Here is a 13,252-nt window from a genome sequence, read left to right as displayed (position 1 = left end):
TTAGTTTCACAATAGCCTTTTCTATGTAAACTGTTACATATGTTATTATGTCGCATTTTCACCTGATAGGAGATAAATAAAAAGTACTGGTTATCCAGTACTTTTTATTCTATTTTAGATAATTATTTACCTAATCCTTGAGTTGTAATTGTTTCTGTTAATGCAGTGATTGCCTCTTCAGCATCTGCACCTTCAGCAGAAATTGTAATTTCAGCTCCTTGTTGGATTCCTAAAGACATAACACCCATGATTGATTTTAAGTTAACTTTTTTGTCACGGTATGTTAATGAGATTTCTGCGCTGTATTTGCTAGCTGTATTTACTAATACTGTAGCAGGACGAGCATGTAATCCAGTTTCATCTGTAATTGTAAAGATTTTTTCCATCAATAATCGCTCCTCTTTTAATTAAATTAGTTTCAACGTTATTGTAACGTGCGACTTTTAAAAAATCAAGTTCTATAACAATGAAATTTATTTGATTTCTAAAATGCTAACTTCACCATGTGTAACAGGTCCAGTTTTCTTTAAGTCAATGACTTTTTCACCTAAGTTAGTGAAAACAACTGGTGTTACTAATGATGGCACTTTAGGACGAACAGCATCAAGATCAACTGATAATAATAATGTATCAGGCGTTACTGTATCTCCCTCAGCAACGTGAGCTGTAAATCCTTCACCTTTTAATGCAACAGTATCCATTCCAAAATGGATTAAGATTTCATGTCCGTCATTAGATTCTAACGCTACGGCATGTTTTGTTGGGAAAACGTTTAATACTTTACCTGAAACAGGTGAATAAACTTTTCCTTCCGTTGGTTCGATAGCAAATCCATCACCCATCATTTTTTGACTGAATACTGGATCTGGTACTTCTGTAATTGATAATAGCTTCCCTGTAATAGGAGCACAAATTCCTTTTTTCGGTTCTTCAGTCTTTGAGTTTGAACTAAATAAATTTTTAATTGAGTCAAAAATTCCCATGGTGCACCTCCTAATATCTTTCATATCTATTATAGCGTTTTTTCTTCACAAATATAGATTTATTTTTAATTTTTCTTATTAAAAGCGCTAACAGGAGGTGATATAGGCGATAATTTTAATATTTTTTTCTTATTTATGTATAAATTCTTCAATTTATGACGTCTATTAGTCGTATGTTGTCCTAAATTTAACTTTATAAAACGCATTCATATTTTTCCAATCTAATCAAAAAAAGACCATTAGCGAACCTAATGATCTCTTTTTAATAACTTTTTCACAATCCACTCTAAATCATCCCTTGCTTGGCAGGATGGAAGTGCCGAAATCTCCTTTAAAGATTTTTTGGTATATTTTTGGGCCAACTCTAATGCCTGATCAATTCCGCCCAATTCATCTACACGTTCAATAATTTTTTGAACGTCCGCATCATCATAATGCCCCTTTGAAAGAAGTTCATTTAAATGTGCATCGTCTGTCTTTAACGCATAAATAAGTGGTAAGGTATAGTATCCCTGCTTGAGGTCATTTCCCAATGTCTTTCCAACCCGTGAAGTATCACCTTTATAATCTAAAATATCGTCAATGATTTGAAATGCATTTCCTAGATGTAATCCAATCTTTCCTAATTTCCGACATAATTTTTCGTCACATCCAGCTTCATAGGCCCCTATAGCAAGACTCGTCGCTAAAAGAGCCGATGTCTTTGCCCCTACGATTTTTAAATATTTCTTTACGGAGTCATGCGTCTTAAATCGACCATCAAATTGTTCAATTTCTCCCACACACACGCGTGAAACGGCCCGAGACAATTCCCTCATATGGTGGAGCTCATAGTTTTTTGCTAAAAGTTCAAAACATTTTGTAAAAATATAATCCCCCGTATAAACCGCATAGTCTTTTCCATATTTTTTTTGTGTTGTCAACGATCCCCTACGGTGAGTCGCATCATCGATAATGTCATCGTGAACAAGTGTCGCTAAATGCAACATCTCAACAACGGCTGCTAGTGGGTAAATAGATTTAAAAGATTTCGCCCCGAATCCGGCACCAATCAAGCATAAACCTGGTCGAACCCTTTTCCCTCCTGATTTAGCTAAATCTTGTAATATTTCATTCATCTTTTCCTGCTTGACCGTCATACTTTGTTCAATTACACCATTTACCTCAAAAAGATGATTCATCATCCTAGGATTATCTTGCCAAAACGAATTCATATGTTATCACCTACATTACTGAAATACTACCCCGGATTAATCCCCTAAAACTTAGTAATAGAAAAACATAGTCAATACCCCCGTATTAACTATGTTTTCCTAATCTCATCTATTCTAAATTAATCGACGTACAAATACCATTTTTTCAATAATGGGATTTTTGGTAACATTTTTCTAATCCATGGCCAAACATAATAATCTAAACCTAAGACCATTCCAGAGTTACCAATTAAAGCAAATCCACCTACAAGGTACCAAAGCATTTCGGTTGGTGCCATTCCAGAAGCCCAAATCATACATCCCATAGCGATAGTCGCAATAGCGGCAACTGGTGTAAATAAACCAATAATCAACATTCCACCGAAGATGATTTCACCGCAAATCATTCCACCTTGTACTAGACTAGCTAATTGAGTAAATTGTGTTCCATCAGGTGTATAGAAAAAGGCATCCATTGACCAATTCACCATATTTTCAACAAACCCTGGAACAGGTAATACCGTAATCCAATTCATAAAATCATGAATAGCATCTGCTAACATCGTAAAAATATCTCCACTATTTGAAACAACGTCACTCACCGTTTGCGAAACTGCTGCTGCCGCTGATGAGGCCCCTTCTGCAATTGCACCTGATGCTGCTGTTACTGTCTCTACTACTTCTGGTACAACTTGACTAACAGCCTCTGATGCACCACCGATTGTATCTGCCTTTGGAGGTGCGGGTAATAAAAAGACATTGTTAAAATCATGAACAATTTTTGGTAATTTAGTTAATCCTTGTTGTAACCACATAAAACCGATAAAAATACGGAGCGGGAATTTCCAGAATACTGGAGCTGAGTTTGATAACAAACCTCCCACCATCGAACGATTATTTTTTGTATGGAAAAATTCATGCATTAAATAAGACCAAATCTTATTGAATCCTAATACTTGAATAAAATAAATGATATTAATTAAATGTTTTGATGCCATTGCAAAAAATCCAGATAAATTAAACCACATTCCTGGCATTCCAACCTGTGCCACCCCATAACGTGATCCGATACAAACCATCGAACCATGGAACGTTGGTTTATATGTTTTATGAGTTCCACCATTAATATCTACTGCGATATTATGAGCAACAACTGGTGCTGAATGCTCCGCGTTTTCCACCATCTGAGGGACAGGGCGTTCTTCACCTTCTGGAATATAGAAAATATTATCTCCAACAACATAAACATCTTCGTAATCTTTCGCCTGTAAGTGCCCGTTTGTTACAATGCGTCCACGACCAGCCTTCTCAACTGATGCCTGATCAACAATATCAGACCCCTCAATACCTGCTGCCCAAATCACGGTATGCGTTTGAATAACTTTCTCACCTTTATTTAAAACCACTTTATCTTCATGAATCTCACTAACCGCTGAATTCATCACTAATTCATTTCCAAGTTTAATTAAACGCTTTTCCGCTTTTTTAATCAACTTATCTGGGTACATCGGTAAAACTTTCGGTGCAAAATCAACAATGTAAAGACTGACTTCATCACGATCAATATGGAATGAACGACATAACTCATCTTTCCATTCCCCTAATTCACCAGCCATTTCAACACCCGTAAATCCTGCTCCAACTGTTACAAATGTCAGTAACTCACGGCGCTTTTGCTTGTCTGCTGTCAATGCCGCTTGTCGGAACATATTTAAAATGTGCTCTCTTAAGTTTACAGCATCTGTGTATGACCAAAGTTGATGAGCATGTTCAGCCCCAGGAATTCCAAAGAATGTCGGCTTACATCCCGTCCCGATAACTAAATAATCATACTCGTATGACTGTTGGTCAGATACTAATACCTTTTGGTCAAAGTCAATTGTTTTAATCTCATCTAATACAACTTCAACGTTACGCCCAGCAAAAATACGCTTTAAATCCATACGAATTGATTCTTCATCAACACGACCTGCAGCAACTTCATGTAGCTCAGTTAACATCGTGTGATAAGATTGCTTATCAATTAACGTAATCTGCACATCTTTGTTCTTTTTAAATTTTTTTGCTAATTTCTTTGCAGTTAAAACGCCTGCATATCCTCCACCAAGAACGACTATTTTTTTCATGAAACTCCTCCTCAAATAACCCTACTTTTTCATGTCTTAAAACATAAAAAAAGCAACCTTCCCACAACCATTAATCATCATATACTTTTAATGCGTGGGAACGTCAATAAAACCACTAACATTACATTTAGTTCATTAATATTTTATCATATTTTTTCACATATTCAATCTTTTTTAAATTCCATCACTTTACCGAATTCGCCTCCTTTTACACCGTTTGTAACCGATATCATCTTTGGCAGATTAACCTATTCGACAATATAAGAAATATTTACTCATGGTAACTTCTATACAAAGTATGTTAAAATAGCAAAAAGTACAACTAATCTAAAGTATGAGGAGGGGTTTGATGAAATACAAAAAAGCGTCCATTTTTATGATCTCAATCCTTTGCTTACTAAGTGCTTGTAATGCAAATGAAGTTTCACAAGAAGAAGAAAAGACAGGTGACGCCGTAGAAGAGGTGATTCCTGTAAATGAAAATCAACATAAATTAAAAGATGGTCAATATTTTGCCGAAGTAGATACGCATACCTCTAATTGGAGAGAAATTGTTGATGTTGAAGTCGTTCACGGAAAAATAAAAAAGATTACTTTCAATGCCGTGAATCAGGAAGCAACCGATTATAAACGCAGTCAAAACGAACAAAAAGAATCTGAATCTGATAACAAAACAGATAACGGATGGGAAGAACAACTTCAATTATTAGAAGATTATCTCCTTAAAAATCAAGATTCTATCCTAACTTTAACCAAGGAAACGATTCAACCGATTGAGGGACTCACCATTGATCCCCTTCCATTTATTGAATTATTGCAACGTGCCTTAAAAACGGATCCCATTCAGACAGGTGCCTATCAGGATGGACGTTATTTTACCACAATTAATGACGAACAAAACAAAACTAAACACACGATTAACCTCTTGGTTCATCACGGATATATTATTGCTGCTCACTGGGATACAACCATTCCAAGTGATTTAAATCTAACAGAGGAAGAACAATCCTATGTCGATCAATGGAATGAACAGGCCAACTTACTTGAGCAACATTTAATCCAATTACAAGATCCAACACAAATTACCTTCAATGAAGAAAATAAAACAGCAGATATTTCAGGTGTAACCATCGAAGTACACCAGTTTATTGAGCTTGCAACAAAAGCATTGGCCGGTGGCCCTTTATTGGATTAAAAAAGGATAAGATTTCATTTTTTGAAATCTTATCCTTTTTTCTATCTCTAAAGGCGTATTCACTAGTTCGAACATTATACGACTTTTACCCTTTCTAACGAGAGATTTCCAAAGAGATATAAAAAATTTATCGCCATCACTTCATGGAATATGATATCCTATCTAAGAGTAACGATAAATTTTGCCCCTATCCTTAACAATCCATTCATTTTACCATTTTACTGAAGCTAGGGACTGTCCCTACTAGCGGTGGAGACATTGCCTCCTCTATAGTGGTGGATACGCGGATAGGGAGGATTGAACATTCGATTTATACGTATAACCAGCTAGTTTAAATCATACATAAATAAATTAAGAAGGGAGCTTTTTATGAAGTCTATTAAATACTATTTACTTGTTTTCCTACTCTTACTCGCAGGATGTACCCAACAAAAGAAAGAACAGTCGTTTGAACCCGTTTCTCAAAATAAATTTTTACTAGGAACGGTCGTTACAGTTACACTATACGATAATCCAAAAGACGAAATATTCGCCGAAATTTTTGAGAAAATTGAAAAAATTGAGCAAGAAATGACCATTAACAATGCTACGACAAGCGAAGTTATGGAAATTAACAAATACGCAGGATCAAAGGAAGTTAAAGTCTCAGAAGATACGTTTAATGTGATCAAAGCTGGTTTAAATTACTCTAGTCTTGCAAATGGAAAATTTGATATTACCGTAGGACCGTTAGTAAAGCTTTGGGAGATCGGATTTGACGATGCACACGTTCCGAATAATGATGAAATTTCTAATGCAGTAAAGCTGATTAACTATAAAGATATTGTATTAAATGAAGAAAATTTAACGGTAAAGCTCATTAATCCGGCCATGATGATTGACTTAGGCGGAATTGCAAAGGGCTATGCCGCCGACGTTGCCACAAAGGTTTTAGAAGACCACGGTAATAAGCACGCCATTATTAACCTTGGAGGAAATGTCTATGCCTATGGAGATAAGATCAACGACATGCCATGGAAAATAGGTATCCAAAATCCATTCTCACCTCGTGGAGAATATTTAGGAATCGCTAGTGTTAAAAATAAGGCGGTGGTCACATCAGGTACATATGAACGTTACTTCGAACAAGACGGAATAATTTATCACCATATCCTAGATCCACAAACAGGCTATCCCGTCTCAAACAATATTGTTTCCGTTACGATTATCGCGAATGACTCTATGATGGCCGATGCTTTATCAACAAGCGCCTTTGCACTTGGAGTCGAATCTGGACTAGCGTTAATCGAATCACTTGATAATGTTGAGGCGCTTTACATTACCGATGATTATAAAATTTATCCTTCTTCTGGATTTCTCAATTATTTCGAACTAACCGATGAAAACTTCACGCTAATGAACTAATCATAAAAATCTCCTAAGGAGATTTTTATTTTGTAATAAAATCCCATTAATTTGGGCGTCTGCCATCTCATTTTTCCATTCAAAAAATATACTATATTGTAATTGAATTACAAGATGGAAAGGAAGTTTTTTTAATGAATGGATATAATAGATGCGGTGGTTATAAAGCTCCTATGTGTGGGATGCCAGTAATACCACAACCAGTACCTGTAAAAATGGAGGCAACTTCTGTTGCAGAAGCGTGTGAAACAACTGTTGTTGCACAACCTGCACAACCAGTTTGCTGTCCAGTAATGCCACAACCAGTACCAGCTCCAATGCCTGCCCCTATGTGCGGACCTGTGCAATTTGAAAGTTGCTGTCGTGTAGTTGAACCAACTGTTTGCTGTACTCCTGAAGTTCATCATCATCACAGAGTAGAACATATTGTCCCTGTAGTTGTCCGTAATGTTCACCATCATCATAATCACCATGATTATGTTATCTGTAAACAAGAAGCAACTGAAGCTCATCAATACGATCACGGACTTCGTAACGAAGACTGGTGTTCTCTTGCAATGCAACAACAAAATCCATGTGGACCTAAAACTCCAATGTGCTAATGAATCATAAATAAAAAGAACGACTTTTTTAGTCGTTCTTTTTTTACTAAATAAGAGCGTAAAAAAAAAGGAGGGAAAAGCCTCCTTTTTTTATGAAATTAACTTAATTATTTTACTTCATGAATTTTCATTAAGTTAGTATTTCCTTCACCAGCTGGTAACCCTGCAGTTACAACTGCGATTTCACCTGCTTCTAATCCAGCGAAATCTTCTGCAACTTTAGCTGCTGTTTCTAATAATTCATCTGTATTTGATGTTTCAGCAACAACAACTGGTTGAACTCCCCAGTATAATGCTAAAGAAGCAGCTGTTTTTTCACATGAAGTTGCAGCAACAACTGGTGCAGATGGACGATATTTAGAGATTGCACGAGCAGTAGCTCCTGATTGTGTACAAGCGATAACCGCTTTAGCACCTAAATCTTCTACAGTATCAGCAACTGCTAATCCCATAGCTGAAGCTACGTTACGTGTAGATGAAGCAATTGCACGAGCGATAAGTTCTTGGTGATCTAAAGCTTGTTCAGTACGACGAGCGATACGAGCCATTGTTTCAACAGCTTCTAATGGATATTGCCCTGCAGCTGATTCTCCTGATAACATGATTGCATCTGATCCGTCGAAAATAGCATTAGCAACGTCTGATACTTCGGCACGTGTAGGACGTGGATTTTTTTGCATTGATTCTAACATTTGAGTTGCAGTAACAACAATTTTTCCTGCAGCATTACATTTAGCAATGATTTCTTTTTGGATTAATGGAACGTCTTCAGCAGGTACTTCTACCCCTAAATCCCCACGAGCAACCATGATTCCGTCAACAACTTCAAGGATTGAATCCATGTTGTCAACACCTTCTTGGTTTTCGATTTTAGCGATGATTTGAGTGTGAGTATTTCCGTGTTGTTTGAAGATTTCACGGATTGCTAATACGTCTTCAGCACGACGAACGAATGAAGCAGCTACATAATCAACTTCCATTTCGCATCCGAAAACAAGGTCAGCATGATCTTTTTCAGAAATGAATGGCATGTTTAATTTAGCACCTGGTACGTTGATTCCGCGACGGTCTTTAATGTATGCAGGGTTTTGAACTGTACATACGATTTCTTGGTTAGCTGTATCTAATTCATTAACAGTTAATGTTACATATCCGTCATCAACTAAGATTGTTCCACCAACTTCAACGTCATTGATTAAACCTGGGTAAGTAATTGAGAATTTTTCAGCTGTTCCTAATACTTCGTTCATAGCAACGCGTACAGTTTGTCCAGCTACTAAATCTACCCCACCGTTTTCAAATAAATGAGTACGGATTTCAGGACCTTTAGTATCTAATAATACAGCAACATGAGTTCCTTTTTCTTTATTGATTTCACGGATTAAGTCCATACGAGCTTTTTGCTCTGCATGATCACCGTGTGAGAAGTTACAACGAACACAGTTCATTCCTGCATCTACTAATTTTGATAACATTTCTTTTGATTCTGATTTAGGACCAATAGTACAAATCATTTTCGTATTTTTGAAAGTATGTTTCATATCCTAGTACGCTCCTTCGTAGAAATAAATTTAATAATATTACAACAATTATTATTTCATTTTATTATGATAATTGTTTTGCTAGACAATACATTGTTTCATCAAAAACGCGTGGTAAGTCAAGTGCTTCTAAAATATCGTAGTGCGCTAATTTGTTATCGCGAATACCAACACAACGACCACCTTGACCTTCGATTAATAAATCAACAGCGTAAGCTCCCATTCGGCTTGCTAAAACACGATCCGCTGCCGTTGGAGCACCACCACGTTGAGTATGTCCAAGAACAGTTGCGCGAGTTTCAACACCCGTACGTTTTTCGATTTCTTTAGCTAATTGGTGAGCATCTGTCATTAATTCAGCTAAAGTGACAATATAATGTTTCTTTTGACGTTTTTTTCCTTCCTCAATTTGAGCAACGATTTCGTCCATGTTAATTCCTTTTTCAGGCACGATTAACTCTTCGGCACCACTAGCAATGGCTCCCCAAACAGTTAAGTCACCGCAGTGACGTCCCATAATTTCAACAACGCTACAACGGGCATGAGATGCTGACGTATCACGTAAACGGTCAATTGCGTCAACAACTGTATTTAATGCCGTATCGAATCCGATTGTGAAATCACTACTTACGATGTCATTATCAATTGTTCCTGGTAAGGCAATACAATTAATTCCCATCTCAGTTAATTTTTTAGCTCCCATATAAGAACCGTCGCCACCGATAACAACTAATGCTTCAATTCCGTGTTTTTTCAATTGCTCTACACCAAGTTCACGAACTTCAATGTTTTTGAACTCAGGAAGACGTGCTGAACCTAAGAATGTTCCACCACGATTAATGATGCCACCAACATCACTATTCGTTAATTGTTTAATATCACCCTTAACTAATCCAGCATATCCATTGTAAATACCGAACACTTCAATATTGTTAGCAATACCTGCTCTTACAACGGCGCGAATGGCTGCATTCATACCTGGTGCATCTCCACCACTAGTAAGCACACCAATTCTTTTTACCATAGTGTTTCACCTCACACTAGAATTTTGTTCATCATCCATTCAATGAAGATTATTCCTCAAATATTATACCAGTTATTTCACAAATTATAAATCTTTTTCCCATCTCTTTTAATTATGAAATCGTTATTATTTTAATAAAGTTAAGATTTTTTTCATTATTTCGTTCACTAATTCGTCCCTGTACAGCGATAACTTTTCCTAAAAGTCTCTTATATTCACTCACGTAAACATCCGAAAAAATTGTCACCGTTAATGAGGTATTTTCATCTGTTATTTCCATAAAGGCCATCAATTTTCCATGACGATCCCTAATCTCTCGAAACTTTTCAACAAATCCAACAAAAGTAGCCTGAGTCTTTCTTATCGAAGAGATTTCGCTTGGATAATACCACCCGTTTTCTTTGGCAACCTTTTGCAATAAATGAATAGGGTGAGAGTTCAAGTAAAATCCAAGTAACTCCTTTTCACGTTTCATAAGGTCAATTTTACTAAAATCTTTCGAAATAATTTGCATTTGAAAATCGGGTTCAAATAACCCACCGTCATATTTAGAAAAATCGAGAATTGCCGTTAAATTGTGATGAAGCGTCGCGCGATTGTATCCAAACTCATCTAATGCCCCCGCGTCAATTAAACTTTCATATGCCCTTTGATTCATAAAAGTTCGCGTTCTAACCACAAAATCATACACTGATTTAAACGCGCCATTTTCACGAATAGAGACGAGTTGTTTGGCTAAATTTAATCCGATGTGTTTGATTGGAAGGAGGCTAAATCTAATACATTTATTTTCAATTTGATACGTGAGTCCACTTCTATTTACTGACGGGGGCAAAATAGTTAAATCTAATTGCTTGGCTTCACGAATATAAATCGCGGTGTGGTGCTCACTTCCAATCACATTTGTTAAAGCGACGCTCATAAAGTAAGCAGGATAATGTGCCTTTAAGTACGCCATTTGATAAGCGATTAAACTATAGGCAACTGCATGGCTACGGTTAAAGCCATAATTTGCAAATTTTAGAATAAGTGAATATAACTTCTTAGCCATTTCAGGTGAGTGTCCCCTTTGAGTGGCCCTTAAAATAAATTGTCTCTCCTCTTTTTCTAAAATCTCTTTATTTTTTTTAGAAACCGCACGACGCAATACATCAGCCTCTCCTAATGTATACCCTGAAACGACGTGGGCGATTTGCATAATTTGTTCTTGATATACAATAATTCCATACGTATCCCGTAAAATTTCTTCCAGGATAGGATCTAAATACTCAATCCTTGCCTCTTTGTGCTTTCTCGCCGCAAACAGAGGAATATTCTCCATCGGACCCGGTCTGAATAAGGCATTACAAGCGATAATATCCTCTAAGCAATTAGGACGTACTTTTTTAAGAACTTGACGCATCCCCTCTGACTCTAATTGAAAAATTCCGGTTGTCTGACCAAGTGTAATCATTTTATACGTTTGTGAATCATTTAAATCCAATGAGGCTAAGTCAAACTGAAAATCAGATTCCTTTCTAATAAGCGTCATCATCTGCTGCAACATATTAAGATTCTTCAACCCTAAAAAGTCCATTTTAAGTAGTCCAATCGCCTCTAAATCCTCAGCCTCGTATTGAGAAACGTAAATTCCTGTTGGTCCCTCCATGATAGCGGTGTGTCTAGTTAAATCCTGATCATGGATAATGACTCCCGCAGCATGAATTGAAGTATGGCGAGGTAATCCCTCGATTTTCATCGCCTCTTGATAAATCATTTCAAGTTTAGGGTATTTTAAGAAAAATTCCTTTAACGGTTGACTTTGCTCATACGTTTCCCTAAGCGTCTGCCCCGAGGAAATGTAGGTAGCTACCTTGTTAATCAATTCAGTTTGTACATCATGGATGCGGGCCAAATCACGCCACGCCGACCGTGACTGAAACGTTCCAAACGTTGCAATTTGAACCACGCATCTTGCTCCGTACTTTTGTTGAACATATTGAATAACTTCATCACGCCGATTATCTTGAAAATCAATATCAATATCGGGCATCGTAATACGTTCAGGGTTTAAAAACCTTTCGAACAACAACTTATATTTAATCGGATCAACATTTGTAATTCCCAAAACATAGGAAACAAGCGACCCCGCAGCTGATCCCCTTCCGGGCCCAACCAAGATTTGATTCATCTTGGCATACCTAATAAAATCCCAAACAATTAAAAAGTAGTCGCAAAATCCCATCTTTCTAATGGTTTCTAACTCATACCTCAATCGATTTTTATGAATTTCTGACACCGATGTTCCGTATCGTTTAAGCAACCCTTTATAGCATAGCGCCTCTAAATAAGTGGCTGCTGTCGTTCCCTCGGGTGTTTTAAACGTTGGCAATAAGGACTGATGGAGCAATATTTCAACCTCACATGCGTTAGCAATCTCGTCTGTATGATCAATCGCCTCTTCGTGATCGACGAATAATTGACGCATCTGTTCCTCCGTCTTAAAGTAACGCTCCACATCACTAATCTGCATTTGCTCCACCGATTGATTCGCCTTAATAGCCCGTAGTAAAGTTAACGTTTTAGCATCTTCTTGATTCAAATAACGCACATCATTAACAGCAACCATCTTTAGCTGCTTCTCCTTGGCGAAAGAGATTAAGCGGCACGAACAATCATACGTCTCTTGGTTAACACGTAACAATCCGATATAAAGATGATTGAACGGTTTAAGATAGCGTTGATAGTACTGATTAAGATTTTCCCATTGATGATCCATCACCATAGAAACAAATACCCCTGTTTCCCCATTCGTAATCGTGATTAAATGATTCGAATAAGGCAATAGTTCTTCAAATTCTATCCCCTCGTCGTTCAAAGCGTATAAAGAAGCTAACGACAGGAGCGCCTCATAACCGGTCTGATTTTTAGCAAGAAATGTCCATTCCTCCGTTCCCATTTCGAGTTTTACTTTAACAGTTAATCCAATTAATGGTTTAATGTTGTTCACTCGACATTCCTGGTAAAACTTAATCGCACTGCGCATGCTACCGTCTTCAGTCAGAGCGAGTGTTTTCAACCCCTGTCTCGTTGCAAGATGGACATAGTCTTTTATCGTTATCGAGCTATTTAACAAAGAATAGGCTGATCGCACCTGTAAATGCGTAAATGCCATTCGAACCTCACCCTTTCCTAAAATAAAACA

General features: G+C 37.0%; 10 protein-coding genes. 3 read left to right on the top strand and 7 right to left on the bottom strand.

What is annotated here, in order from left to right:
* Positions 1-122: 122 nt before the first annotated feature.
* The 4 genes from AC6I0I_RS03000 to AC6I0I_RS02985 form a co-directional block, all read right to left on the bottom strand.
* Positions 123-386 carry a phosphocarrier protein HPr gene (locus tag AC6I0I_RS03000; RefSeq protein ID WP_161831558.1) on the bottom strand — a complete coding sequence of 88 codons (264 nt, stop codon included), beginning with the start codon at positions 384-386 and terminating at the stop codon, positions 123-125.
* An 87-nt stretch (positions 387-473) separates the two neighbouring features.
* A complete protein-coding gene (locus AC6I0I_RS02995) occupies positions 474-983 on the bottom strand; it encodes a PTS sugar transporter subunit IIA (protein ID WP_161831557.1) in 510 nt (169 codons plus the stop codon).
* Between the two features lie 248 nt (positions 984-1,231).
* A complete protein-coding gene (locus AC6I0I_RS02990) occupies positions 1,232-2,197 on the bottom strand; it encodes a polyprenyl synthetase family protein (protein WP_161831556.1) in 966 nt (321 codons plus the stop codon).
* A 119-nt stretch (positions 2,198-2,316) separates the two neighbouring features.
* A complete protein-coding gene (locus AC6I0I_RS02985; protein ID WP_161831555.1) occupies positions 2,317-4,302 on the bottom strand; it encodes an NAD(P)/FAD-dependent oxidoreductase in 1,986 nt (661 codons plus the stop codon).
* 349 nt (positions 4,303-4,651) lie between these two features.
* Between AC6I0I_RS02985 and AC6I0I_RS02980 the strand changes: the two genes are divergently transcribed.
* From AC6I0I_RS02980 to AC6I0I_RS02970, 3 genes are all read left to right on the top strand, one after another.
* Entirely contained in the window at positions 4,652-5,497 is an 846-nt protein-coding gene (locus tag AC6I0I_RS02980; RefSeq protein ID WP_161831554.1) for an FMN-binding protein, read from the top strand.
* Between the two features lie 369 nt (positions 5,498-5,866).
* Positions 5,867-6,901 (top strand): FAD:protein FMN transferase, encoded by a 1,035-nt coding sequence (locus AC6I0I_RS02975; protein WP_161831553.1) that lies wholly within the window; start codon positions 5,867-5,869, stop codon positions 6,899-6,901.
* 134 nt (positions 6,902-7,035) lie between these two features.
* Positions 7,036-7,503 carry a hypothetical protein gene (locus tag AC6I0I_RS02970; protein WP_161831552.1) on the top strand — a complete coding sequence of 156 codons (468 nt, stop codon included), beginning with the start codon at positions 7,036-7,038 and terminating at the stop codon, positions 7,501-7,503.
* A 107-nt stretch (positions 7,504-7,610) separates the two neighbouring features.
* Here the strand turns inward: AC6I0I_RS02970 and pyk are convergent, their stop codons facing one another.
* The 3 genes from pyk to dnaE form a co-directional block, all read right to left on the bottom strand.
* Positions 7,611-9,044: a pyruvate kinase gene (gene pyk, locus AC6I0I_RS02965; RefSeq protein WP_161831551.1), complete on the bottom strand. Its 1,434-nt coding sequence runs from the start codon at positions 9,042-9,044 to the stop codon at positions 7,611-7,613.
* Between the two features lie 64 nt (positions 9,045-9,108).
* Positions 9,109-10,068, bottom strand: a complete 960-nt coding sequence (pfkA, locus tag AC6I0I_RS02960) for a 6-phosphofructokinase (RefSeq protein WP_161831550.1) — start codon at positions 10,066-10,068, stop codon at positions 9,109-9,111.
* A gap of 112 nt (positions 10,069-10,180) precedes the next feature.
* Positions 10,181-13,222, bottom strand: a complete 3,042-nt coding sequence (dnaE, locus tag AC6I0I_RS02955; RefSeq protein WP_262953467.1) for a DNA polymerase III subunit alpha — start codon at positions 13,220-13,222, stop codon at positions 10,181-10,183.
* Between the last annotated feature and the right edge of the window lie 30 nt (positions 13,223-13,252).

Source organism: Turicibacter sp. St.80E1 (assembly GCF_059728495.1).
Note: the sequence above shows the minus strand (reverse complement) of the source record. Positions and strands in the feature narration are given on the sequence as shown.